The following is a 23,819-nucleotide window of genomic DNA, read 5'->3' on the forward strand; positions in this document are numbered from 1 at the left end:
GCGGGAATATCACATGAAATTCAGTGAACTCTGGTTGCGCGAGTGGGTAAACCCGGCCATCAGCAGCGAAGCATTATCCGATCAAATCACCATGGCCGGCCTGGAAGTAGACGGCGTTGAGCCGGTGGCTGGCGTGTTCAACGGCGTGGTCGTGGGCCATGTGGTGGAGTGCGGTCAACACCCGAACGCCGACAAACTGCGCGTAACCAAAGTCGACGTGGGCGGTGAGCGCCTGTTAGATATCGTTTGTGGTGCGCCAAACTGCCGTGCTGGCCTGAAAGTAGCCGTTGCTACCGTCGGTGCCGTGTTGCCAGGTGACTTTAAAATCAAGGCTGCCAAGCTGCGTGGCGAGCCTTCTGAAGGCATGCTGTGTTCGTTCTCCGAACTGGCGATTTCAGACGATCATGACGGCATCATTGAGCTGCCGGCAGATGCGCCGATCGGCACCGATATCCGTGACTATCTGCAACTGAACGATAGCGCGATCGAAATCAGCGTCACGCCGAACCGTGCCGATTGCCTGGGCATCATTGGCGTCGCGCGCGACGTTGCCGTGCTGAACCAACTGCCGCTGAGCGAGCCGGATATGAGCCCGGTAGCTGCCACTATCACCGATACTCTGCCAATCCGTGTAGAAGCCCCTCAGGCGTGCCCACGTTACCTTGGCCGCGTAGTGAAAGGCATCAACGTGAAGGCACCTTCACCGCTGTGGATGCGCGAGAAGCTGCGCCGCGCCGGTATTCGCTCGATTGATGCCGTGGTTGATGTGACCAACTACGTGCTGATGGAGCTGGGCCAGCCAATGCACGCCTTTGACCTCAATCGCATTGAGGGCGGTATCGTGGTGCGTATGGCTCACGAAGGTGAAACCCTGCGTCTGCTGGATGGCAACGAAGCCAAACTGCAGGCAGATACCCTGGTGATTGCCGATCAGCAAAAAGCGCTGGCCATGGGCGGCATCTTTGGCGGTGAGCACTCTGGCGTGAATGATGAAACCCAGGATGTGCTGCTGGAGTGTGCTTTCTTCAGCCCACTGTCGATTACTGGCCGTGCTCGCCGCCATGGCCTGCATACTGATGCTTCACATCGTTACGAGCGTGGCGTAGATCCGGCACTGCAACATAAAGCGATGGAGCGTGCCACACGCCTGCTGATCGACATTTGCGGAGGGCAGGCTGGCCCAATCATTGACGTTAGCGATGAGAGCACCTTACCGAAGCGTGCCACCATTGCGCTGCGCCGTGAAAAGCTGGACCGTCTGATTGGCCACGTGGTGCCAAGCGAGCAGGTGAGCGATATTCTGCGTCGTCTGGGTTGCCTGGTTACCGAGCAGGGCGACAACTGGCTTGCGGTGGCACCAAGCTGGCGTTTCGATATGGAGATCGAAGAAGATTTGGTGGAAGAGGTGGCCCGTGTCTATGGCTACAACAACATCCCGGATGTGCCAGTGCGCGCCGATCTGGTGATGACCAAACACCGCGAATCCGATCTGACCCTCAAGCGCGTGAAGACCATGTTGGTCGATCATGGCTATCAGGAAGCAATTACTTACAGTTTTGTCGACCCGAAAGTGCAAGCGTTGCTGCACCCAGGTGAAGAAGCCCTGATCCTGCCAAGCCCTATCTCGGTAGAGATGTCTGCAATGCGTCTGTCACTGTGGACTGGCCTGCTTTCGGCGGTGGTATACAACCAGAATCGCCAGCAAACTCGGGTGCGCCTGTTTGAGAGCGGGCTGCGCTTTGTGCCTGATACTGCGGCAAATCTGGGTATCCGTCAGGATGTCATGCTGGCTGGCGTGATTGCCGGGCATACCCATGATGAGCATTGGGATCTGGCAAGAAAGCCGGTGGACTTCTATGATTTGAAAGGGGATCTGGAATCGGTATTGGAACTGACCGGTAAATTATCCGAAATTCAGTTCAAGGCAGAGTCCAATCCCGCCCTGCATCCTGGGCAAAGTGCGGCCATTTATTTACACGGCGAACGTGTCGGTTTCATCGGTGTGGTTCACCCAGAACTTGAACGTAAACTGGATCTTAACGGCCGTACTGTGGTATTTGAATTGGAGTGGAACAAGCTCGCAAGCCGCGCCGTGCCTCAGGCCCGTGAGGTTTCTCGCTTCCCTGCAAACCGCCGCGATATCGCCGTTGTAGTGGCTGAAAACGTCGCCGCAGAAGATATTTTGGCAGAGTGTAAGAAAGTTGGCGCAAATCAGGTAGTTGGCGTAAACTTGTTTGATGTGTACCGTGGCAAGGGCGTAGCTGAGGGTTATAAGAGCCTGGCTATCAGTCTGGTGTTGCAGGATACCGCCCGTACACTGGAAGAAGAGGAGATTGCCGCTACCGTTGCAAAATGTGTAGAGGCTCTAAAACAGCGATTCCAAGCATCCTTGAGGGATTGAACCTATGGCGCTTACTAAAGCTGAAATGTCAGAACACCTGTTTGAGAAGCTAGGGCTTAGCAAACGGGATGCCAAAGACCTGGTAGAACTGTTCTTTGAAGAGGTCCGTCGAGCTTTGGAGAACGGAGAACAGGTCAAGCTGTCTGGTTTTGGCAATTTTGATTTGCGAGACAAGAACCAACGTCCGGGACGCAACCCGAAAACCGGTGAGGACATTCCGATTACGGCGCGCCGCGTGGTCACTTTCCGTCCGGGACAGAAACTGAAAAGCCGGGTGGAGAACGCCAGCCCGAAAGAGTAGGTTACACAACGCCAAAAAGGCCGCGCAAGCGGCCTTTTTCTTTGGGCGGTTTACCAACCTCAATTGGTCAGCGCTGCATGCTGTTCCCATCTATTACCATCATCACCTCGATGATCGGCATTGCCAGCCGCTGCTTTCCCCACCATTCGTTCACTCAGTTCTTCCCCTAAACGCCCGAACCTCCTACTATTTGCTGCAAGACGTTATTTTCAGGCCGCTATCGGCCAGTAGGGAAGTTGTGTAGTTATGCCGAGCAGTCAGACCTTCACTTTGTTACAACAGCATCAACACCGCCGTGATAAACGCTATTTGGCCTGGCTGACGCTGGGCGTCGTACTGGCATTTTCCTTCAGCCTGAGCGCCGGGGATCTGTGGATCTGGCCTGCGCAGTGGTTGGGGGAGCCTGCACAGCTGTTTGTCTGGCAATTGCGCCTGCCACGAGCGCTGGCGGTGATGCTGGTGGGGGCAAGCCTGGCGGTGGCCGGGGCGGCGATGCAGGCTCTGTTTGAGAACCCGTTGGCGGAGCCTGGACTGCTTGGCGTATCCAACGGTGCCGGAGTGGCGCTGGTGCTGACGGTGCTGTTTGGCAACGGCCTGCTGCCGGTGGCGCTGATGAGCATGAACGCCATCGCAGGTGCCCTGGTGATGACCTTCCTGTTGCTGATTTTTGCCCGCCGTCGCCGCTTGAGCAACGCACGTTTGCTGCTGGTGGGGGTAGCGCTGGGGATTGTGTGCAGCGCGATTATGACCTGGGCCGTGTATTTCAGTTCGAGCCTCGACCTGCGGCAACTGATGTACTGGATGATGGGCGGTTTCGGCGGGGTGGATTGGCGGCAGAAATGGCTGTTGTTAGCCCTGTTGCCGGCGCTGCTGTGGCTATGTGCGCAAGGCAAGGTGCTGAACTTGATGGCGCTTGGCGAAATGCAGGCGCGGCAGTTGGGTCTTTCCCTGCACGTATGGCGTAATCTGCTGGTGCTGGCCATCGGCTGGCTGGTGGGCACCAGCGTGGCCTTGGCGGGTGTGATTGGCTTTATCGGCCTGGTGATCCCGCATATTTTGCGCCTCAGCGGTTTGACCAACCAACGTTATCTGTTACCTGGCTGCGCGCTGGCGGGCGCGGGCGTGCTGTTAGTGGCTGACGTGGTGGCGCGGATTGCGCTGTTTTCGGCAGAATTACCCATCGGCGTGGTTACTGCAACGCTGGGAGCGCCTCTTTTTATCTGGTTACTGGCCCGGACAAAAAGCGTAAGGTAAACCGGCTGCCGGTAATGACCGGCGGCGTTTTTCTGTCTCACCTGCAAATAAAACCAAAGGAAAACATCTGATGAGCAACCCCATTTATGCCATTCCCCTGCAAACCATTGAGAACCAATCTACCACGCTGAACGCCTATGCCGGAAAAGTACTGCTGGTGGTCAACGTAGCGTCGGAATGCGGCCTGACCAAGCAATATGAAGGTCTGGAAAAGCTTTATGAAACCTGGCGTGAGCAGGGTTTTGCGGTGTTGGGCTTCCCTTCCAATGAGTTTCTTGGCCAGGAACCGGGCAGTAATGAGGAGATCCTGGCGTTCTGCCGTGGCACCTTTGGCGTCCAGTTCCCGATGTTTGCCAAAATTGAAGTCAATGGTGAGGGCCGTCATCCGCTGTATCGGGAACTGATTGCCGCACAGCCACAGGCCGTCGCACCAGAAGGCAGTGGTTTCCTGGAGCGGATGAGCAGCAAGGGCCGTGCGCCGAAGCAGACCGGCGATATCCTGTGGAACTTTGAGAAATTCTTGATTGGCCGCGACGGTCAGGTGATCCAACGCTTCTCGCCGGATATGACGCCAGAAGATCCACAGGTGTCCGAGGCCATCAAACAGGCTTTGGCCAAGTAAAGGAGCGATCAGAACCATGCTGCAGCTCAGTGAGGTAGGGGTAGAAGGGCGATTGATGCCGTTTTCTGGGCAGATCGCCGCTGGGTTGCAGGTGCACCTGATCGGCCCAAACGGCGCGGGTAAGAGTACGCTGTTGGCCAGATTGGCGGGTATGCTGCCAGGGTTTGGCGAAGTTTGGCTGTCTGGGCGTTTGCTGGAAGCGTATACGGGGAATGAACTGGCAAAACACCGGGCTTATCTGTGCCAGCAGCAGCCTCCGGTTGCGCTGATGCCGGTATTTCAATATCTCGCCTTACATCAGCCCGCCGGGGCGGACGAAGGTGACCTGGAAAAAGCCATCCTGTATTTGGCACGTAGCCTAAAGCTGGCGGATAAATTATCCCGCATGTTGACTCAACTCTCTGGGGGGGAATGGCAACGGGTGCGGCTGGCCGCAGTATTGTTACAGGTTTGGCCAACGGTTAACCCGCTAAGCCAATTACTGCTGCTGGATGAACCGACCAACAGCCTGGATGTGGCGCAAAAGGTGGCGCTCGATCGCCTGTTGCGCGAATTTTGCCAAAGTGGCCGCAGCGCCTTGGTTTGCGCTCACGATCTCAATCATACCTTGCAACAGGCCGATCGGGTCTGGTTGCTGCAAGCCGGAAGGTTGGTCGCCGAGGGGGGGACCCACGAGGTCATGGCGCCGGGGTTATTATCCAAGGTTTATGACGTGGATTTTCATTTGCAGGCGGTAGGAGAGCAGCGCTGGATTATGACCAAAACGGCCTAGCGATGTTTAGCTGCTATTTTAATCGGTTAATTAGAAGTTAAACGGAAAGTAAACGTGCTCGATATAATTCCCCTGCATGGGGACAAATTCTCTGGTTAAGCTCACAAAATAAGATGGAAAATCCACGATTACCTGCTACGCTGATCGGGTTGAAAAAAAATAAGTAAAAAAATATAACTGCATAACTCAATGATTATGCAACTAATTATAAGTTCCTTGATGAAGAAGTTTTACAGAAGGTTTCCTGATAATAATTTCTCCCTTAAGGTTTAGTTAAGCTTGCCCAAGTACATTGGCAGTTAATCCACCAGTGATCATTCTTTGCGACGTTTACTATTCGTTAAATGTAAAAGTCTTACAGTAGTTTAAAGAAAATCGAGACGTTTGGGGTTTAATTATGGATCAATTCCTGCCTTTTTCACGCCCGGCCATTGGGGATGAAGAAATTGCGGCGGTAGAAAAGGTGTTGCGTTCTGGCTGGATCACCACCGGGCCGCAAAATCAGCAGTTGGAAAGCGAGTTTTGCCGAACTTTCGGCTGCAAGCATGCGGTTGCCGTCTGCTCTGCAACGGCGGGAATGCACATCACTCTGATGGCTCTGGATATCGGGCCAGGGGATGAAGTCATTACCCCTTCACAAACCTGGGTTTCCACCCTCAACATGATCGAATTGCTTGGCGCTACGCCGGTGATGATCGATGTTGACCGGGACACTTTGATGGTCAGTGCAGCCGATGTTGAGGCGGCCATCACCCCACGTACCAAAGCGATTATTCCCGTTCACTATGCGGGCGCACCATTACCGATGGATGAACTGCGCGCAGTGGCTGAACGCCACAACCTCCCCCTGATTGAAGATGCGGCTCACGCCGTAGGCACCCGTTTCGATGGTGAATGGGTGGGCGCGCGGGGTACTGCCATTTTCTCTTTCCACGCCATCAAAAACCTGACCTGTGCTGAAGGCGGCCTGATCGCGACCGATGACGATGAACTGGCCGATCGCGTCCGCTGCCTGAAGTTCCACGGCCTGGGCGTTGACGCTTTTGACCGCCAACTGCAGGGGCGTAAGCCGCAGGCAGAAGTGGTTGAACCTGGCTACAAATACAACCTGTCAGATATTCATGCGGCGATTGCTGTGGTGCAGCTGGCGCGTTTGCCAGAGTTGAACGCCCGGCGCAAGGTGCTGGCGGAACGTTACCTGGCCGCGCTGCAAGATTCGCCTTTCCAGCCGTTGGGGTTACCAGATTATCCGCACGATCACGCCTGGCACCTGTTTATGGTGCGTGTTGATGAACAACGTTGCGGCATTGGGCGCGATCAACTGATGGAACGGCTGAAAGAAGTTGGGGTTGGCACCGGTCTGCATTTCCGCGCCGCCCATACGCAAAAATTCTACCGCGAACGTTACCCACAGCTGTCACTGCCCAATACCGAATGGAACTCGGCACGCCTGTGCACTTTACCGCTGTTCCCAGATATGACCGAAGCCGATGTCGATCGCGTGGTCAATGCCTTGTCTTCCGTATTGGAGTCTTCCCGTGTCTCGCGCTGAACCTATTAGCAAAGTTTCGGTGGTGATCCCGGTGTACAACGAGCAGGAGAGTTTACCTGCCTTGTTGGAGCGCACCACCGCCGCCTGTAAACAACTATTGCAACCTTATGAAATTATTCTGATTGATGATGGCAGCAGCGACAACTCTGCCGCCATGCTGACCGCTGCGGCGGAACAGCCTGATAGTTGCATTATTGCCGTGCTGCTGAACCGTAACTACGGCCAGCATTCCGCCATCATGGCGGGCTTCAATCAGGTCAGTGGCGATCTGGTGATCACCCTGGATGCCGATTTGCAAAACCCGCCGGAGGAAATTCCCCGTCTGGTCAGCGTCGCGGAAGAGGGTTATGACGTGGTGGGGACCGTGCGTGCCAACCGTCAGGACTCCTGGTTCCGCAAGACGGCTTCCCGCATGATCAATATGATGATCCAGCGCGCGACCGGTAAATCCATGGGCGACTATGGATGCATGCTGCGTGCCTATCGCCGCCATATCATTGAGGCGATGCTGCACTGCCATGAGCGCAGTACTTTTATTCCGATCCTGGCCAACACCTTTGCTCGCCGTACCACGGAGATCGAGGTGCGTCACGCTGAGCGCGAGTTCGGTGACTCCAAATATAGCCTGATGAAGCTGATCAACCTGATGTATGACCTGATCACCTGCCTGACTACCACGCCGTTGCGTCTGCTCAGCGTGGTAGGTAGCGTGATTGCGCTGTCAGGCTTCGTGCTGGCGGTGTTGCTGATCGTGCTGCGCTTGGTCCTGGGGCCGGAATGGGCGGCAGGCGGAGTGTTCACGCTGTTTGCGGTGTTATTCACCTTTATCGGTGCACAGTTTGTCGGTATGGGATTGTTAGGGGAGTACATCGGCCGGATTTATAACGACGTCCGCGCTCGTCCCCGCTATTTTGTCCAGAAAGTGGTCGGTGCCAAACCAACCCAAAATAATCAGGAAGAAGAATGATGAAAGCTATTGTATTTGCTTACCATGATATCGGCTGCGCAGGTTTGAAAGCGCTGACAGAAGCGGGCTATGACGTACAGGCCGTATTTACCCATACCGATGATCCAGGTGAAAACAACTTCTTCTCTTCCGTTGCTCGCCAGGGTGCTGAACTGGAGCTGCCGGTGTATGCGCCGGAAGATGTCAATCATCCGCTGTGGGTTGAGCGTATCCGTGAACTACAGCCGGATATCATTTTCTCTTTCTACTACCGCAATATGTTGAGCGATGAGATCCTTTCTCTGGCTCCTAAAGGCGGTTTTAACCTACATGGTTCACTGTTGCCACGCTACCGTGGTCGCGCGCCGATCAACTGGGCGCTGGTGAACGGCGAAACCGAGACCGGTGCTACGCTGCACAAGATGGTCAAACGTCCGGATGCCGGTGATATCGTAGGTCAGCATAAAGTGGCGATTTCCGAGCAGGACACCGCGCTGACGCTGCACAAAAAAGTGTTGGAAGCGGCGCAGATTGTCTTGAAAGAGCAGTTGCCGAAACTGAAAAACGGTACGGCCAGCCTGACGGTGCAAAACGAAGCGGAGGCCAGCTATTTTGGCCGCCGTACCGCTGCCGACGGTGAGATCCAATGGCACAAGTCTGCTCATGAAATCAACAACCTGGTACGTGCTGTCACCGAACCTTATCCGGGCGCATTCAGCTATCTGGGCCAGCGCAAAGTGATCGTTTGGCGCGCTCGCGTGCTGGACACCGCGCATGATAAGCAGCCTGGCACGGTGCTGAGCACCACCCCATTGGTGATTGCCTGTGGTGAAGGCGCGCTGGAAATCGTGGCTGGCCAGAGCGAATCTGGTTTGTATGTACAAGGCAGCCGTCTGGCAGCGGAAATGGGCATGGTGAGCGACGTACGTCTGGCTGCCAAGCCAAACTCTGTGATGAAGCGCCGTACCCGCGTGCTGATCCTGGGCGTGAACGGTTTTATCGGCAACCATCTCACTGAACGCCTGTTGCGCGAAGATCGTTATGATATCTATGGCCTGGATATCGGTTCTGATGCCATCAGCCGTTTCCTGGATAACCCACGCTTCCACTTTGTGGAAGGGGATATCAGCATTCATTCCGAGTGGATCGAATATCACATCAAGAAGTGCGACGTGGTTCTGCCGCTGGTGGCGATCGCCACACCGATCGAATACACCCGTAATCCGCTGCGCGTGTTCGAGTTGGATTTCGAAGAAAACCTGAAAATCGTTCGCGACTGTGTGAAATACAACAAACGCATCATCTTCCCGTCCACTTCAGAAGTTTATGGCATGTGCGACGATAAAGAGTTTGATGAGGACACCTCGCGTCTGATCGTCGGGCCAATCAATAAACAGCGCTGGATCTATTCGGTTTCCAAACAGCTGTTGGATCGGGTGATCTGGGCTTATGGGGCCAAAGAAGGCCTGAAGTTCACGCTGTTCCGTCCGTTTAACTGGATGGGGCCACGCCTGGATAACCTGGATGCGGCGCGTATCGGCTCATCGCGCGCGATCACCCAGTTGATCCTGAACCTGGTTGAAGGCTCACCGATCAAGCTGGTGGACGGTGGGGCGCAGAAACGTTGCTTTACCGATATCAACGACGGTATTGAAGCGCTGTACCGCATTATTGAAAACCGCGACGGCCAATGCGATGGTCAGATCGTCAACATCGGCAACCCAACCAACGAAGCCAGTATTCGTGAGCTGGCGGAAATGCTGCTGGCCAGCTTCAATGAGCATCCGCTGCGCGGCAATTTCCCGCCGTTTGCCGGTTTCAAGGACGTGGAAAGCAGTAGCTACTACGGCAAAGGGTATCAGGACGTTGAACACCGTACGCCAAGCATCAAGAATGCTCGCCGCCTGCTCGGCTGGCAGCCGACGATCGCTATGCAGCAAACCGTTGCCGAGACGCTGGACTACTTCCTGCGTACCACGGTAAAGGAAGGTGATGGTGCATGAGGAAGGTCGGCCTGCGAGTTGATGTAGACACCTTTAGCGGTACCCGTGAAGGGGTACCGCGCCTGCTGGAACTGTTTGCCAAATACGATATTCAGGCCAGCTTTTTCTTCAGCGTCGGGCCGGACAACATGGGGCGCCACTTGTGGCGCCTGCTTCGCCCCCAATTCCTGTTGAAAATGCTACGTTCCAAGGCCGCTTCCCTGTATGGCTGGGATATCCTGCTGGCGGGAACTGCGTGGCCTGGGCGGAATATTTCCCGATCTTTGGGGCCGTTGATGAAGCGCACGTTGGAAGTGGGCCACGAAGTGGGGTTGCATGCCTGGGATCATCAAGGGTGGCAGGCCAAGGTGGGGCAGTGGTCCAAACCCGAGTTGACACGTCAGGTTCAGTTGGGTGTTGATGCACTGGCCAATGCGATCGGCCAACCTGTCCGATTTTCGGCGGTGGCGGGGTGGCGTGCCGATCAGCGCATCGTGGAGGTGAAGCAAGGTTTTGGTTTCGAGTACAACAGTGATTGCCGCGGCACCCATCCTTTCCGTCCGCTATTAGAGAACGGCCAGCCGGGCACGGTGCAAATCCCCGTTACGCTCCCCACCTTTGATGAGGTGATTGGCCGTGAAACCAGCATGGCGGATTTCAATGATTATATTCTGCGAGCGATAGAAAACGATCGTGGGGTGCCAGTGTACACCATACATACCGAGGTGGAAGGTATGTCGCAGTCGGCCATGTTCGAACAGCTGTTACAGCGTGCAAAACAGCAAGGCATCGAGTTCTGCCCGCTGAGCGCATTGCTGCCCCAAGACGTGTCATCACTGCCGCTAGGCCGCATTATACGCGCACCATTTCCTGGCCGAGAAGGCTGGTTGGGTTATCAAACCGAAGTTGGGGGAGAAAAGGTTTCATGAAAGCGTTGAAAGGATCCTGGGCCATCGTATTGGCCATTTTTTTTGCCCTGGTGTATCTGCTGCCGGTGAATGGGCGGCTGCTGTGGCAGCCGGATGAAACCCGCTACGCCGAAATCAGCCGTGAAATGCTGGCACGCGGAGATTGGATAGTGCCTAATCTGCTCGGCCTGCGCTATTTTGAAAAGCCGGTCGCCGGTTACTGGTTTAACAACATTAGCCAGTGGTTGTTCGGCGATAGCAACTTTGCCGTGCGCTTTGGCTCGATATTCAGCACTGGCCTGACCGCCTTGCTGGTCTTTGCTCTGGCCTGGCTGATGTGGAAAAATGCGCGTCGTGCCTACCTGGCGGTGCTGATTTTCCTGTCAATGGTGCTGGTTTTCAGTATCGGTACTTATAGCGTGCTCGATCCGATGATCTCGCTGTGGCTGACGGCAGCCATGGTCAGCTATTACCTGACGCTGAAAGCCACCACAGCCAAAGGTAAGCTGGGTGGCTATGTGTTGCTCGGGCTGGCCTGTGGCATGGGTTTTATGACCAAAGGCTTTCTGGCGCTGGCAGTGCCGGTGATTGCCGTTATCCCCATTGTTATTCAGCAGCGTAAGGTCAAAGATCTGTTCTGCTATGGGCCAGTGGCGATCGTGGTGGCGGTACTGCTCAGCCTGCCGTGGGCGCTGGCAGTGGCCCAACGAGAGCCGGATTATTGGAACTACTTCTTCTGGGTGGAGCATATTCAGCGCTTTGCCGAAGAGAATGCCCAGCATAAGGCACCTTTCTGGTATTACATCCCGATCCTGATCGCTGCGGTACTGCCGTGGTTGGGGTTGTTGCCAGGTTCCCTGCTAAAGGGATGGCGTGAGCGTGTGCAGCGCCCGGAGCTGTTTTTCCTGTTGAGCTGGGTGGTGATGCCGCTGATCTTCTTCAGCATCGCCAAAGGCAAGCTGCCGACCTATATTCTGCCTTGCATGGCGCCGTTGGCACTGCTGATGGCGGCTTACGCCGAGGATTGCGCGGGGCAGTTACGTACTCGCGTCTTTAAGGTGAATGCCCTACTGAATGGCCTGTTTGGTCTGATTGGCATTATCGCGTTGTTGCTCATCGGCTCCGGTGTGTTACATAAAGTGCATCTGTTTACCGCCGATGAGTGGCCAAAAATCGTGCTCGGCCTGATTGCCTTTGGTGGTTGGCTGTTGTTTGCCGTGATTTCCGCTCGTGATAACGCAAAACGCTGGACCTGGGCGGCCGCTTGCCCGCTGCTGCTTTGTCTGTTGATCGGTTACGCTATTCCGCAACAGGTGATCGACTCCAAGCAGCCGCAAAACTTCATTCGTGAGAATATAGCTACGCTCAGCCAGAGCCAGTTTGTGCTGGCCGATCGTGTGGGTATCGCCGCAGGCCTGGCCTGGGAACTGAAACGCAGCGATGTGCTGATGTACGGTGAAAAAGGCGAGCTGAGTTATGGCTTGGCGTATCCCGATGCACGTGGCCACTATATCGGCGAAGAAGATTTTGCTGGCTGGTTGGCTCAGGCTCGCAAACAGGGGGATGTGTCACTGGTAATGCAACTCTCCCGTGGTGAGCACGTGCCGACAGATTTGCCACCGCCAGACAGCGTGGTCGAGATGCACCGCATGGCATTGGTATGGTATAAGCAGCAACCATGATGGGGTATTTGTTGGTGATCCTGGTTAGCCTGTTCACCTGTGCGGGGCAGCTGTGTCAGAAACAGGCTGCCCTTACCTGGCAACAGGCTGGCGATCGGCGGCGGGCTTTAACGCTGCGCTGGTTGGCGCTGGCGGTGCTGCTATTGGGGCTGGGCATGTTGGTGTGGCTAAATGTGTTGCAGCGCCTGCCGCTCAGCCTGGCCTATCCGATGCTGAGCCTCAATTTTGTCCTGGTGACGCTGGCGGCACGCTGGTTGTTTAACGAGCCGACTACGGTGCGTCACTGGTGCGGCGTGGCGTCGATCATGCTGGGGATCCTGCTGATGAGTCTGCAATCATGAAAGGTTATCTTTGGGGGGCGGGCAGCGTTCTGTTAGTGACGCTGGCCCAGTTGCTGATGAAGTGGGGCATGGGGCAAATCCCGTTGTTGTCGTTTGCCGATGTTACCTGGCCGTTACTCAGCCAGTACGGAATGGCCTTGATAGCGGTGGCCGTTGGCATCTTCGGCTATGCATTATCAATGCTGTGCTGGTTCTTCGCGCTACATTATCTGCCACTGAACCGGGCTTATCCGCTATTGAGCGTCAGCTACGCGCTGGTTTACCTGGCGGCGGTGATCCTGCCCTGGTTTAATGAATCGGCCACTTTGCTCAAAACGCTGGGGACGCTCTTTATTCTGTTCGGCGTCTGGTTGATTAACAGCCATCGGGCGGCAAAAAATCGTTAATAGCGGAAAAAACGCTGTTGATTCGAATATCTCATGGACAAAACTTGCCTTTTTATTATCTTGAGCGATAAATTAATGCCAAACAGCATTCTCCTTACCTGGGGTGGCGTGGTGAAATATCGCAGGCGGTTGATCCGCTTCGGTGTTCAAGTGAAAGGTAAAATGCGATGCGTGTGTGGTTTCTATTAGCCAGTTTAATTCTCGCCGGTTGCAGCAGCCATGCGCCACCGCCGAGTGGCCGTTTGTCCGATTCCATCGTGGTGGTAGCGCAATTGAACGAGCAACTGCGTCAATGGTATGGCACCCCGTATCGCTACGGTGGGCTAGATCGCGGCGGTGTTGACTGTTCCGGCTTTGTCTATCGCACCTTCAGCGATCGTTTTGATATGCAATTACCGCGATCCACGGCGCAGCAAACCGGGCTGGGGACCAAAGTCTCGCGCGACGAGCTGATGCCGGGCGATTTGGTGTTCTTTAAAACCGGCAGCGGAGAGAATGGCCTGCATGTGGGGATCTACGATACCAACGACGAGTTTATTCATGCTTCTACCAGCAAAGGCGTGACGCGTTCCTCACTCAACAACGTTTACTGGCGCAAGGTGTACTGGCAGGCGCGCCGGATTTAACGCCCCAAACCCGCTATCTGGTGTATTATGGCAGCACTGCATGATGAGGTGACTGCCATGAATTCCTTACGTTTATTGATTTCCGATTCCTACGATCCCTGGTTTAATCTGGCGGTAGAAGAGTGCATCTTCCGCGAAATGACCACGCAAAAAATCCTCTTCCTGTGGCGTAATGCCGAAACCGTGGTGATCGGCCAGTCGCAGAACCCGTGGAAAGAGTGCAATACCCGGCGGATGGAGCAGGATGGCATTCGTCTGGCACGGCGCAGCAGCGGCGGCGGGGCAGTGTTTCACGATTTGGGCAATACCTGCTTTACCTTTATGGCCGGTAAGCCCGGTTATGATAAAACCGTCTCTACCGGCATTATTCTGGCGGCGCTGAAACAGCTGGGTGTTGATGCTTCGGCTTCCGGACGTAACGATTTGGTGGTCGAAACGGCCGACGGAGTGCGCAAGATCTCCGGCTCAGCCTACCGCGAAACTCAGGATCGCGGTTTTCATCACGGTACGCTGCTGTTGAATGCCGATCTCAATCGCCTGGCAGACTATCTCAATCCCGATCCGAAAAAATTGCAGGCGAAAGGCATCACTTCCGTGCGTTCCAGGGTCGCCAACCTGGCCGAGTTTGTGCCAGAAATCGACCATCAGCAGGTTTGTGACGCCGTCATTCAGGCTTTCTTCGCCCATTATGGTGAAACGGCACAGCCGGAAGTGATCTCCCCGGATGTCTTCCCAGACCTGCCTGATTTTGCCCAGCAATTTGCCAAGCAGAGCAGTTGGGAATGGAATTTTGGCAAAGCGCCAGCGTTTAGCCACTTGCTGAATGAGCGCTTTACCTGGGGTGGGGTGGATATCTTCTTTGACGTGGAGAAGGGCGCGATTGTACGCGCGCAGATCTTCACCGACAGCCTTAACCCTGCGCCATTACAGACTTTGGCCGAAAAGCTGGTGGGCTGTGCCTATCGCAGCGAGGCGTTGGCAGACTGTTGTGCACAGCTGGTAGCGCAATATCCGCAGCAGGAGAACGAGCTTAGTGAGTTGCGGCGTTGGCTGTTGGAAACCATCAAGTAGTGCTGTGTGGCAAATAAATTAGGAATTTTATTAATAAAATCAGGTGGTCGCCGCATCACCTGATCGTTGAACATCAAAAATGAATTCACACCTTGCATAAGGCTATTAATTTGTAACGATAGCTGCCGCAAAGTAAATTAACGCATCTGACTGCCTGCACAAAAAAACATCGCTAAAACTATCAATTACTTGGCAATGCCTGGCTAATCGCATTACTATTTCTGAACTATCTCCCAGGGATTGATCGGTATAACTTATTGTTATAGGATGTTTTGCACGCCATTAAGCCTCTGGCATTAAAATGAATATTCAATCTGACGTTGATTTTATTAGTCAGTATGTCTTCCTGCCGATTTACGCCATGACGGGAAGATTACTGGCGGTGGAACTTCTCACCCGTTTTACTGGCTCGGGCGATAACCTGGCGATGCCTACGGAGATCGGCCTGCGGTTATTAACCCCGGAACAAAGGATTGAGTTATTCAACGACCAGTTAATGCTGGCCGAAAAGCAGGCCTCGTGGTTTGTTGCCAACAAGGTGCTGTTGACCATTAATATCGAAGAAACGGTTGTCGATTGGCTGCTTGGCAGCGCAGAGCGTCGTCAACGCGTTCAGCAGTTGCCGTTTATTGCCTTTGAAATCAATGAGAGTTTCCCCAACCTTTCCGCGGGGAAAGACAACGGGAAAATCCGCTTGTTAAGTGCTTACTTTTCGCTGTGGCTCGATGGCTTCGGTTCGGGCAAAGCGACGTTGACCGCCTTGTACGATGGTTTATTTGATGTTGTGAAGATCGACAAACGTTTTTATTGGCAATTGTTTACCCAACAGGGATATGACCTGGTTATCGATTCACTGCTTAAGAATATCAATCAACTTTGTAAGGGAGTTATTGTTTGCGGCATTGAGAAACATGAGTATTTCAATAAACTGACCAACACCGGTGTTTTAGGGCTACAGGGATTTTTATGGCCTGCCATCAGTGTGGATAATCTGCGGTCTCTACGCAGGATTGCTGAAGAGTTCGATAATAATAACTGATTTTTGCTTACACACCGGGGTAAATAGTGGACTGGATGATTTTTACCGTGATCCCAGTACTGATAATTATTGTCGCTTTATCATTGATAAAGCACTTTAGCCATGCGCGTAGTAGGTCATTAAAAGACTCACGTCGCCGGCGCTAAATAACCAAGCTAACAGGGCTCACCACCGCTTTTTAGTCTACCACGCCCCTGCTGCTTTCCGGCCAGGGGCGATTCCCTTGTAAATCCTCCGTGTTAATCCGCTCCTCCAGGCTCTACACTAAGCGTTACGGAGGGCCTATGCCGCAATTTGAAAACGCTTATTACCAACAGCTGCCTGGTTTTTATACCGCACTGCAGCCGACGCCGCTCAAAGCGGCCCGTTTGCTGTATTACAGCCAGCCGCTGGCTGAGGAACTGGGGTTGGACGCTAGCTGGTTTACTCCAGAGAAAACGCCAATCTGGGCAGGTGAAACCCTGTTACCCGGCATGCAGCCTTTGGCGCAGGTTTACAGCGGCCATCAGTTTGGTTCCTGGGCGGGGCAGTTGGGAGATGGCCGGGGGATCCTGCTGGGTGAACAGCGGCTCGCGGACGGCCGCAGTATGGACTGGCATCTGAAAGGCGCTGGGTTAACGCCGTATTCCCGCATGGGCGATGGGCGGGCGGTGCTGCGCTCGGTGATCCGTGAATTCCTGGCCTCCGAGGCGCTATACCATTTGGGGATCCCGACGACGCGGGCCCTGACAATTGTCACCAGCGAGCATCCGGTGTTCCGTGAACAACCGGAGCGCGGGGCAATGCTGCTGCGAGTGGCGGAAAGCCATGTCCGCTTTGGTCATTTCGAACATTTCTATTACCGCAAACAGTCGGAACAGGTCAGGCAACTGGCGGACTTCGTTATTGCGCGCCATTGGTCGCAATGGGTTGATGAACAAGATCGCTATCTGCTGTGGTTTACCGATGTGGTGGAACGTACCGCACGTATGATTGCTCACTGGCAGTGCGTGGGGTTTGCCCACGGGGTGATGAATACCGACAATATGTCGATCCTCGGCCTGACGATGGATTATGGGCCTTATGGGTTCCTTGATGACTACCAGCCAGACTATATCTGCAATCACTCCGATCATCAGGGCCGTTATGCGTTCGATAACCAGCCAGCCGTGGGGCTATGGAATCTGCATCGATTGGCGCAAACGCTGTCCGGTTTGCTGAGTGCCGAGCAGTTACAGCAGGCGCTGGCCGCCTATGAACCGGCGCTGATGCAGGCTTATGGCGAGCAAATGCGTGCCAAACTGGGCTTCTTCACCCAGTCAAAACAGGATAACGATCTGCTGACCGGCTTATTGAGTCTGATGGCACAAGAAGGGCGTGACTACACTCGAACCTTCCGTCTATTGAGCGATGTTGAGCAGCAACAGTCGCAAACGCCAATGCGCGATGAATTTATCGATCGAAAGGCGTTTGACGGCTGGTATCAACAATATCGCCAGCGCTTACAGCTTGAACAGGTGAGTGATGCCGAGCGCCAGCAAGCGATGAAGCTGGCGAATCCTAAACTGATTTTGCGTAATTATCTGGCGCAGCAGGCCATCGAAGCGGCAGAGCAGGACGATGTCACTAAGCTGGCACGTTTGCACCAGGCGTTGCTGCAACCTTTTGCCGATGATGCCCAGTATGACGATCTGGCGGCCTTGCCACCGGATTGGGGCAAGCATCTGGAAATTTCCTGTTCGAGCTAAATGCAGCAAGCCCTCCATGGCTTACCGTTACTGACGTAAAAACACCTGCGGCAGTGCGGTCTCTGGGTGGGCGGCGACACCGAGATCTGCCTGATACCAACGCGTCAGGATATCCGTCTGTAATACCTGCTGCGGGGTACCGGAAGCGACCAGGCGGCCCTGATGCAACAGCAGAATGCGATCGGCGTACAGCGCGGCCAGATTAAGATCGTGCAATACGCAACAGACCGCCAACGGCTGCTGACGCGTCAGGGAGCGGAGCAGGCGTAAGGTATGTTGTTGATGATACAGATCGAGCGCCGAGGTGGGTTCGTCAAGGAATAACCAGGATGGTGCGGGTTGTGGCTGCCACAACTGCACCAATACTCTGGCCAGTTGCACCCGCTGCTGTTCCCCGCCGGAAAGCTGGCGGTAATCACGGTGGGCCAGGCTGGTGCAATCGGTCTGCTCCATCACCTGTTGGATCGCCCGTTTGGCATCGCGCCCGCTATGCGGAGAGCGTCCCATGGCCACCACTTCTTCTACGGTAAACGGAAAGGCCAGCTCGCTGTGTTGACGCATTACCGCCCGGACCTTGGCCAACTGCTGCGGTTGCCACTGCTCAAGCGGTTTACCTTGCAGACGGCACTCGCCACATTCAGCGGCCAGATAACCGGTAAGTAAGCGAAGCAGGGTCGACTTCCCCGCGCCGTTGGGGCCAATAATCGCCACCATCTCACCGCTGGCGATGCTTAGGGAGACATCGGTGATCAGCCGGCGATCCCCCAGGTTGTAACGCAACTGCCGTGCTGTCAGCATTGATGAATCATCCATCGGAGCGCTCCCGCTGGCGCATCACCAGCCACAGAAAATAGGGACCACCGATCAGGCTGGTCATCAGGCCTACCGGCATTTCTGCCGGGGCGACCAGCGTACGTGCCAGGGTATCGCTCACCAGCAGCAGGCAGGCACCGCCGAGTGCAGAGGCTGGTAACAACCAGCGGTGATCGCCCCCAAGCCGCATGCGCACCAGGTGGGGGACCACCAGGCCAATAAAGCCGATCACGCCACTCATCGCTACGGCGGCCCCAATCAGCAGGGCGCTGAGTAATAGCAACTGCAGCTTGGCGCGTTGCACATTGACCCCAAGGTAATGTGCCTCTTCATCGCCCAGCTGTAGCAGATTCAAACGACGAGCCTGTAACAGCGTCAGCAATGCGGCAGGCAGGATCAGCGAAGCGGATACCACCAGGGTGGGCCACTGTGACTGGCTAAGGCTGCCCATCATCCACAGCGAAAATTGACGTAATTGCTGGTCGCTACTGAGGTACGACAGCACGCCAATCGCTGCCATGCACAGCGCATTGATGGCGATACCGGCCAGCAACAGCCGCGACAGGCTGCCGTGTCCGCTGCGGCTGATGCCGTAAATCAGTATTGAAACCAGCAGGCTGCCAAGAAACGCCGCCAGCATATGGCTATACAGAGCGATGAGCGGGGGCAGGGCCAGCGGCATGACGATCACCAGGGCGACGAACAGTGCGCCGCCGCTGCTGATCCCCAACAGGCTGGGATCGGCCAAGGGGTTGCGGAACAATCCCTGCATCACCGCCCCGGAAACCGCCAACGCGCAGCCGATCACTACGGCCAATAGCACGCGTGGCAGGCGAATATTCAGCCAGATATGCCAGGAGGCATCGCTGAAAGGAGCTTGCCACAGGGTGCGAAATGACAGTGTCAACGCCCCAAGGTTAGCGGCCCCAAGCGCCAGGATCGTCAGCAGGATCAGCAGGCTGACGATCGCCAGGCGGGGTGAGGTTCGGCAACGCATTACTTTTGCTCCGCCGCTTTACGCAACAGGCCCAGCGCCTGCGGCGTTTCCAGACCAAAACCGAGCAGTGCCATATCATCAACGATCAGCACGCGGCGATTTTTCCCCGCCGGTGTCAGAGCCATGCCGGGCAACAGCCACAGGTTTTCCTGGCCACCGATGGAGCGAACGCCATCGGTAGTCACCAACAGCAAGTCTGGTTCGCTGGCAATCACGCCCTCTTGCGAGAGCGGGCGGTATCGGCTGAAACCTTGCATCGCGTTTTTCAACCCAGCGGCTCTGATAATGGCATCTGCCGCGGTTTGCTGGCCCGCGGCCATGGGGGTGATACCTCCGTGACTCATCACGAACAGCACTTTCACCGGTAGCGGCGTATTGGCTATCGCTGCCAACTGTTGCTGATAGCGTTCGGCCAACTGCTTGCCTTGGCTACTGCGATTGATGGCATCGGCTATCACGCTGATTTTTTCGGGCACCGCCTGCACGGTGGTATCCCCAGGGATACGCACCACCTTTACGCCACTGTCTTCCAATTGCCTGAGTACCAACGCTGGCTCTGCCAACTCGGTAGTCAGGATCAGGGTGGGTTTCAGCGCCAGAATACCTTCGGCATTCAGCTGGCGCATATAGCCTACGTCGGGCAATTTCTGCACCGCAGCAGGGTGCAAACTGGTACTGTCTCGTGCCACAACTTCATCGCCCGCGCCCAGCGCGAAGGCAATTTCGGTCACGTCACCACCTATCGAAACAATCCTCTCGGCCGCCACGGCGGCTAATGGAAACGCCAGGGCGATGCACAGCGCCAGGCGACGGGGCAATGAAGCTATCATGCGGCGACTTCCTTCGGTTCAAGTGCAGCAACCTGCTCACGCCACTGGAGCTGCTCCGGTTGGCCTTCGGTACGCTGCCCGTAAAGTTGCGCGATCTGGGTGCCATCGGCAGCAAACAGCTCCAGGCTGGTGACCACGCCATCTTTGGTTGGTTTGCGGGTGATCCAGCTTTCGGCGATCGCCCCTTCAATCAGGTGCAGGGTAAAGTGGCGATTGAAGATGTTGACCCAGCCGTCCTGCGGCATCAGGCGCTCAATCTGGCCGGTAAAGATTTGCACACAGCCCCGGTTGCCGACGAAGATCATGATTTCGTTCTGCGCAGACTTGGCGGCTTCCAGGAGCGCCGTCAGCGCGCTGTTGTCCACACGATAGGCCAGATCGTTACCCACGGCGCGGAAGGCCTGTTGGCGGGTCAGATTATTGCGGCTCAGCAGTTGGAAGAACTGGTGGACGTCGGTCATGGCTCGCCAGTCGGCATCGATTTTGGCAGCATCTGGTGCGCTGTTGCTCTCTTTAATTTCGGCCGCTTGCAGCTCCAGTGTCGGGTTTTCCGCACTTCGATGGCGCTCGACCAGGGCGAACCAGGCGGCGAGATCGGTTTCGTCTGTGGTGTAGACCTTATGCAGCGCGTCGCCTTGATGATCAAAGAACTGAATGCTGTGGCGCACGCCACGCTTGTTGGTTTCACTCAGGGCAAAAACGCTGGCCCAGTGGTTGAGGAACAGGCGCAGATCCAGCTCGCGCGGATTGAGGATCAGCCCGGCATGGCCATTGAGGTGCTGATTCTGATAACGCCCAACCTGCTCGTGTACCGCATAGCTGTTACGCGTGATGGATTTGGTGACGCCAACCTGTTCCAGTTCGGTCAGCAGCGTACGGGCATCGGCCTGCAGGCGACGAGCATCGTGGCCGACGCGGGCGTGGGTCAGTTCGCCTTCGCTGATACCCAACAGCTCGGCCAGATCGCGGGCATATTTACCTGGGTGATCAATTTTCGCCTGTTCATAACGTTGGTATAGGGTCTCGCTCATTAATTTGATTCCTGTGTTAGTGGGTGAGGAGCGGGCAAAAACGGTCTGCCCGCTGTGGTTCAAAGGGTTACCACTGATAGCTGACCAGCAGTTTGGCGTTACGACCATCCTGCGGAATGCCCTGTGGTGAGTAATATTCTTTATCGAAGGCGTTCCCCAGTACCACGGTAGTGGTGACGCCCTGCAGGTCTTCGCGGCCTTTATAGCTTAGGTAGAAATCGTTCACGCCATAACCGGCTTGCTTGGTGTAGCCGGTAGCCACGTGGTGGGCACTCTGGGCAAAGGTTCCAACCCAGCCGGTGGATAAACCGGTCTCGGCAATAGGAATATCCAACACGCTGGTGACCGTATCCGGGTTGATACTGGAGAGCCAGTCACCCGTCGTTTCATCTTTACCACGTGTGCGGTTGTAGGCTAGATCCAAACCGAACCACTGGGTTTTATAGTTCAGCGAGGCATCCCATCCCCAAATTTTGGCGCGATCGATATTGGTTGAGAAGGTAGTACAGCTGATGCAGTACATACCGCGTGGGCCACGGCCTAACTCCATGGTGACACCGGTAGTAATATAATCTCTGGCTTTGGTATCGAAGTAGCTGGCCTTGAATTGCAGGCTGTCATCGGCCATTAACAGATCGTCAAAGCGCAAGCCGAAGCCGTATTCCTGCGTGGCGTTGGTTTCCGGCTTCAGATTCGGGTTAGGCACCCAATAGTTGGTGATGGTGGTCGGGCCCATCGGGATCGAGAAGTGCTTGGAGTCGTTGTACATCTCGCCCATGGTTGGTGCGCGGAACGCCTGAGCATAGGAGGCGAACATCATCAGCCAATCGGTAGGGGTAACGCTCATCGCACCACGGGATGACCACTTGTTGGCATTGACGTCGTCATAACCGTCGCTTGAGCCTTTGTAGTTGTCATAACGCGTCCCGGCCAGGAAAGAGACGGGCAGGTCACGCAGAGTGATCTCATCCTGCAACCAGCCGGAAGCGAAGTTGATTTTGGCCTGCGGGAAGCTCTCTGTTGCCCCCCCCGGCGTCTGTTCCTGTCGGTAGGCTTCGCTACCATAGGTAAACAGGTGCGAAGCGAAGCTGTCAGCAAACAGGCGGGTACGGTTTTCCAGCTTGCCACCTTTGGTAGTTTGTTTGCGAGCTTCATCCGTGCTGCCGTCGGTATGCGCATTGATCTCTACTTCGGAGTAATAGAGCTTGGCATCGGCATCCAGCCAATCTTGGCCTGTGGGCTTTAGCTTATAGCCGAGCTGTGCGTCACGCTGAATTGTAGAACGGTCAGTTAACACATTGCTGCTGGAAACATCAGGCGTTTGCGGGTTCTTAGGTTCTTGCGCCCGGTTGTTGTAATAACGCAGATTACCGCTCAGGGACTGGTTGTCATCGATGGCCCAGGTGCCTTTGGCCAGAACGTTGCTGATGGTCTCGTCGTTCGGTGCATTAAAGCCATCGCCCTGGCGAATATCACCGATATCGCGGGTGCCGAAAGAGATCAGACCATCGAGATCGTCAGTTTTACCGTAAGCGCTGGCGCCCATGCCCAGGCTATGATCGCCGGTAGCCGCTGTGCCGAACACGCGGTAGCCGGTGTTATGGCCGGGCAACAGCAGATCGGCGGCATCCACCGTTTCATAGGAGATAACCCCACCTAATGCGCCACTGCCGTACAACAGTGCCGATGGGCCACGCACTACTTCAATCCGTTTTACCAAGCCAGGATCCAGGAAGGTGCCATTGATATGGCCGGTATCGGTTCCCTGACGAATACCATCAACCAGGATCAACACGCCACGGCGATCGTAACCCCGCATCATAATGTCTTGCCCATTGCTCCGGCCAGTACCGGTTACGGTAACCCCAGGCACATGACGCAGCATATCGCCGGCGGTGGTGGCGGTTTGGCTCTGAGGGCTGTTGCCGTCGATCACCGTCACCATCATCGGCGCTTCAAAACTGCTGCGCTGATTACCGGTGGCGACCACGGTCATGGTCTCATCTTTGTTTTTTTCTTGTGCCTTGGTGGCAGCGGAAACACTGGTGTCGGTCTGGGCAAAAACCACCGTAGGCAAAGCGCAGGCAATGGCCAGGCTTAATGCGGATAAACGCAGCCGGGAGGCAAAAATGGCAGGCATGTGGCAACTCTCCGTATGTTTTAAACATATCAATAGATTTGCTGGCTGCCTGGATCGCAAGATCGGGGTGGCTGGCGTTAAAAGGAACTAAGACGTTATTTGGTTAAGATCAATTTTCCCGCTTTGGTTTGGCGAAGTTGATAGCGTTGCCCTTGATGGATGATCACCGCCAGCCCATCGGTGCCCAGCAGCTCGGCACTGTCGAAGCAGGGCGGTAAAGCGGCAGGAGCACTGCCGTCAGGAGTCACCAAAGCGTTGTTGGACTGTTGGCAATTATTGAGATTGTCCATAAATTCAACCGGTAAATGGTAATTAATATCAAATTGATAATCATTATCATGTGAACGAAAGGTTACATCAAGGGAAATTTTCTTACCGATGGAACCTTTTTGTCGTCA

At 55.2% G+C, this 23,819-nt stretch carries 22 protein-coding genes; 16 read left to right on the forward strand and 6 right to left on the reverse strand.

Features of this window, described 5'->3' with window-relative positions:
• Positions 1 to 13: 13 nt before the first annotated feature.
• The 16 genes from pheT (at position 14) to KGP26_RS13225 (ending at position 17,610) form a co-directional block, all read left to right on the forward strand.
• Positions 14 to 2,401: a phenylalanine--tRNA ligase subunit beta gene (pheT, locus tag KGP26_RS13150; RefSeq protein WP_059200700.1), complete on the forward strand. Its 2,388-nt coding sequence runs from the start codon at positions 14 to 16 to the stop codon at positions 2,399 to 2,401.
• 4 nt (positions 2,402 to 2,405) lie between these two features.
• Positions 2,406 to 2,702, forward strand: a complete 297-nt coding sequence (gene ihfA / locus KGP26_RS13155) for an integration host factor subunit alpha (RefSeq protein WP_004943604.1) — start codon at positions 2,406 to 2,408, stop codon at positions 2,700 to 2,702.
• 246 nt (positions 2,703 to 2,948) lie between these two features.
• The gene (gene btuC / locus KGP26_RS13160; protein ID WP_021804592.1) at positions 2,949 to 3,956 is read left to right on the forward strand and encodes a vitamin B12 ABC transporter permease BtuC; all 1,008 of its coding nucleotides are present in this window, start codon (positions 2,949 to 2,951) and stop codon (positions 3,954 to 3,956) included.
• 70 nt (positions 3,957 to 4,026) lie between these two features.
• Positions 4,027 to 4,578 carry a glutathione peroxidase gene (locus KGP26_RS13165; protein WP_021804591.1) on the forward strand — a complete coding sequence of 184 codons (552 nt, stop codon included), beginning with the start codon at positions 4,027 to 4,029 and terminating at the stop codon, positions 4,576 to 4,578.
• Between the two features lie 16 nt (positions 4,579 to 4,594).
• On the forward strand, positions 4,595 to 5,350 hold the full coding sequence (gene btuD, locus KGP26_RS13170) for a vitamin B12 ABC transporter ATP-binding protein BtuD (RefSeq protein ID WP_223665556.1): 756 nt from the start codon (positions 4,595 to 4,597) through the stop codon (positions 5,348 to 5,350).
• Positions 5,351 to 5,747: 397 nt separating this feature from the next.
• Complete coding sequence (gene arnB / locus KGP26_RS13175; RefSeq protein WP_021804589.1) at positions 5,748 to 6,902, forward strand: UDP-4-amino-4-deoxy-L-arabinose aminotransferase; 1,155 nt, start codon at positions 5,748 to 5,750, stop codon at positions 6,900 to 6,902.
• Positions 6,889 to 7,869: an undecaprenyl-phosphate 4-deoxy-4-formamido-L-arabinose transferase gene (gene arnC / locus KGP26_RS13180; protein ID WP_021804588.1), complete on the forward strand. Its 981-nt coding sequence runs from the start codon at positions 6,889 to 6,891 to the stop codon at positions 7,867 to 7,869. The genes arnB and arnC overlap by 14 nt, the downstream gene beginning before the upstream one ends.
• Positions 7,869 to 9,851, forward strand: coding sequence for a bifunctional UDP-4-amino-4-deoxy-L-arabinose formyltransferase/UDP-glucuronic acid oxidase ArnA (arnA, locus tag KGP26_RS13185; RefSeq protein ID WP_094981861.1), 1,983 nt, complete (start codon positions 7,869 to 7,871; stop codon positions 9,849 to 9,851). Before arnC ends, arnA begins: the two co-directional genes overlap by 1 nt.
• The gene (gene arnD / locus KGP26_RS13190; RefSeq protein WP_094981802.1) at positions 9,848 to 10,759 is read left to right on the forward strand and encodes a 4-deoxy-4-formamido-L-arabinose-phosphoundecaprenol deformylase; all 912 of its coding nucleotides are present in this window, start codon (positions 9,848 to 9,850) and stop codon (positions 10,757 to 10,759) included. The genes arnA and arnD overlap by 4 nt, the downstream gene beginning before the upstream one ends.
• Positions 10,756 to 12,420, forward strand: a complete 1,665-nt coding sequence (arnT, locus tag KGP26_RS13195) for a lipid IV(A) 4-amino-4-deoxy-L-arabinosyltransferase (RefSeq protein WP_223665557.1) — start codon at positions 10,756 to 10,758, stop codon at positions 12,418 to 12,420. Before arnD ends, arnT begins: the two co-directional genes overlap by 4 nt.
• Positions 12,417 to 12,761: a 4-amino-4-deoxy-L-arabinose-phosphoundecaprenol flippase subunit ArnE gene (gene arnE / locus KGP26_RS13200; RefSeq protein ID WP_021178136.1), complete on the forward strand. Its 345-nt coding sequence runs from the start codon at positions 12,417 to 12,419 to the stop codon at positions 12,759 to 12,761. Before arnT ends, arnE begins: the two co-directional genes overlap by 4 nt.
• Complete coding sequence (gene arnF, locus KGP26_RS13205) at positions 12,758 to 13,147, forward strand: 4-amino-4-deoxy-L-arabinose-phosphoundecaprenol flippase subunit ArnF (RefSeq protein ID WP_059200705.1); 390 nt, start codon at positions 12,758 to 12,760, stop codon at positions 13,145 to 13,147. The genes arnE and arnF overlap by 4 nt, the downstream gene beginning before the upstream one ends.
• 167 nt (positions 13,148 to 13,314) lie before the next feature.
• On the forward strand, positions 13,315 to 13,773 hold the full coding sequence (locus tag KGP26_RS13210; RefSeq protein WP_021178133.1) for an NlpC/P60 family protein: 459 nt from the start codon (positions 13,315 to 13,317) through the stop codon (positions 13,771 to 13,773).
• A gap of 57 nt (positions 13,774 to 13,830) precedes the next feature.
• On the forward strand, positions 13,831 to 14,844 hold the full coding sequence (locus KGP26_RS13215; RefSeq protein WP_059202022.1) for a lipoate--protein ligase A: 1,014 nt from the start codon (positions 13,831 to 13,833) through the stop codon (positions 14,842 to 14,844).
• Between the two features lie 301 nt (positions 14,845 to 15,145).
• Positions 15,146 to 15,883, forward strand: a complete 738-nt coding sequence (locus KGP26_RS13220; protein WP_223665558.1) for an EAL domain-containing protein — start codon at positions 15,146 to 15,148, stop codon at positions 15,881 to 15,883.
• Positions 15,884 to 16,167: 284 nt separating this feature from the next.
• A complete protein-coding gene (locus KGP26_RS13225) occupies positions 16,168 to 17,610 on the forward strand; it encodes a protein adenylyltransferase SelO (RefSeq protein ID WP_223665559.1) in 1,443 nt (480 codons plus the stop codon).
• Between the two features lie 27 nt (positions 17,611 to 17,637).
• On the opposite strand, the gene KGP26_RS13230 is transcribed toward KGP26_RS13225, so the two are convergent.
• From KGP26_RS13230 to hemP, 6 genes are all read right to left on the reverse strand, one after another.
• Positions 17,638 to 18,423, reverse strand: a complete 786-nt coding sequence (locus KGP26_RS13230; protein ID WP_179250306.1) for a heme ABC transporter ATP-binding protein — start codon at positions 18,421 to 18,423, stop codon at positions 17,638 to 17,640.
• Positions 18,416 to 19,420, reverse strand: a complete 1,005-nt coding sequence (locus KGP26_RS13235; protein WP_179247398.1) for an iron ABC transporter permease — start codon at positions 19,418 to 19,420, stop codon at positions 18,416 to 18,418. Before KGP26_RS13235 ends, KGP26_RS13230 begins: the two co-directional genes overlap by 8 nt.
• Positions 19,420 to 20,250, reverse strand: a complete 831-nt coding sequence (locus tag KGP26_RS13240) for a hemin ABC transporter substrate-binding protein (protein WP_223665560.1) — start codon at positions 20,248 to 20,250, stop codon at positions 19,420 to 19,422. The genes KGP26_RS13235 and KGP26_RS13240 overlap by 1 nt, the downstream gene beginning before the upstream one ends.
• Positions 20,247 to 21,281 (reverse strand): hemin-degrading factor, encoded by a 1,035-nt coding sequence (locus KGP26_RS13245; protein ID WP_094981797.1) that lies wholly within the window; start codon positions 21,279 to 21,281, stop codon positions 20,247 to 20,249. The genes KGP26_RS13240 and KGP26_RS13245 overlap by 4 nt, the downstream gene beginning before the upstream one ends.
• A gap of 67 nt (positions 21,282 to 21,348) precedes the next feature.
• Positions 21,349 to 23,421 carry a TonB-dependent hemoglobin/transferrin/lactoferrin family receptor gene (locus KGP26_RS13250; protein ID WP_223665561.1) on the reverse strand — a complete coding sequence of 691 codons (2,073 nt, stop codon included), beginning with the start codon at positions 23,419 to 23,421 and terminating at the stop codon, positions 21,349 to 21,351.
• Positions 23,422 to 23,516: 95 nt separating this feature from the next.
• Positions 23,517 to 23,711, reverse strand: coding sequence for a hemin uptake protein HemP (gene hemP, locus KGP26_RS13255; protein WP_021804574.1), 195 nt, complete (start codon positions 23,709 to 23,711; stop codon positions 23,517 to 23,519).
• Between the last annotated feature and the right edge of the window lie 108 nt (positions 23,712 to 23,819).

Source organism: Serratia sp. JSRIV002 (genome assembly GCF_019968725.1).
In the GTDB taxonomy this organism is placed as follows: domain Bacteria; phylum Pseudomonadota; class Gammaproteobacteria; order Enterobacterales; family Enterobacteriaceae; genus Chania; species Chania fonticola_B.

Coding starts and splice junctions, on each gene's coding strand:
- pheT (WP_059200700.1), top strand. CDS start 14: ATGAAATTCAGTGAACTCTGGTTGCGCGAGTGGGTAAACCCGGCCATC.
- ihfA (WP_004943604.1), top strand. CDS start 2,406: ATGGCGCTTACTAAAGCTGAAATGTCAGAACACCTGTTTGAGAAGCTA.
- btuC (WP_021804592.1), top strand. CDS start 2,949: ATGCCGAGCAGTCAGACCTTCACTTTGTTACAACAGCATCAACACCGC.
- KGP26_RS13165 (WP_021804591.1), top strand. CDS start 4,027: ATGAGCAACCCCATTTATGCCATTCCCCTGCAAACCATTGAGAACCAA.
- btuD (WP_223665556.1), top strand. CDS start 4,595: ATGCTGCAGCTCAGTGAGGTAGGGGTAGAAGGGCGATTGATGCCGTTT.
- arnB (WP_021804589.1), top strand. CDS start 5,748: ATGGATCAATTCCTGCCTTTTTCACGCCCGGCCATTGGGGATGAAGAA.
- arnA (WP_094981861.1), top strand. CDS start 7,869: ATGAAAGCTATTGTATTTGCTTACCATGATATCGGCTGCGCAGGTTTG.
- arnD (WP_094981802.1), top strand. CDS start 9,848: ATGAGGAAGGTCGGCCTGCGAGTTGATGTAGACACCTTTAGCGGTACC.
- arnT (WP_223665557.1), top strand. CDS start 10,756: ATGAAAGCGTTGAAAGGATCCTGGGCCATCGTATTGGCCATTTTTTTT.
- arnE (WP_021178136.1), top strand. CDS start 12,417: ATGATGGGGTATTTGTTGGTGATCCTGGTTAGCCTGTTCACCTGTGCG.
- arnF (WP_059200705.1), top strand. CDS start 12,758: ATGAAAGGTTATCTTTGGGGGGCGGGCAGCGTTCTGTTAGTGACGCTG.
- KGP26_RS13210 (WP_021178133.1), top strand. CDS start 13,315: ATGCGTGTGTGGTTTCTATTAGCCAGTTTAATTCTCGCCGGTTGCAGC.
- KGP26_RS13215 (WP_059202022.1), top strand. CDS start 13,831: ATGAATTCCTTACGTTTATTGATTTCCGATTCCTACGATCCCTGGTTT.
- KGP26_RS13220 (WP_223665558.1), top strand. CDS start 15,146: ATGAATATTCAATCTGACGTTGATTTTATTAGTCAGTATGTCTTCCTG.
- KGP26_RS13225 (WP_223665559.1), top strand. CDS start 16,168: ATGCCGCAATTTGAAAACGCTTATTACCAACAGCTGCCTGGTTTTTAT.
- KGP26_RS13230 (WP_179250306.1), bottom strand. CDS start 18,423: ATGGATGATTCATCAATGCTGACAGCACGGCAGTTGCGTTACAACCTG.
- KGP26_RS13235 (WP_179247398.1), bottom strand. CDS start 19,420: ATGCGTTGCCGAACCTCACCCCGCCTGGCGATCGTCAGCCTGCTGATC.
- KGP26_RS13240 (WP_223665560.1), bottom strand. CDS start 20,250: ATGATAGCTTCATTGCCCCGTCGCCTGGCGCTGTGCATCGCCCTGGCG.
- KGP26_RS13245 (WP_094981797.1), bottom strand. CDS start 21,281: ATGAGCGAGACCCTATACCAACGTTATGAACAGGCGAAAATTGATCAC.
- KGP26_RS13250 (WP_223665561.1), bottom strand. CDS start 23,421: ATGCCTGCCATTTTTGCCTCCCGGCTGCGTTTATCCGCATTAAGCCTG.
- hemP (WP_021804574.1), bottom strand. CDS start 23,711: ATGGACAATCTCAATAATTGCCAACAGTCCAACAACGCTTTGGTGACT.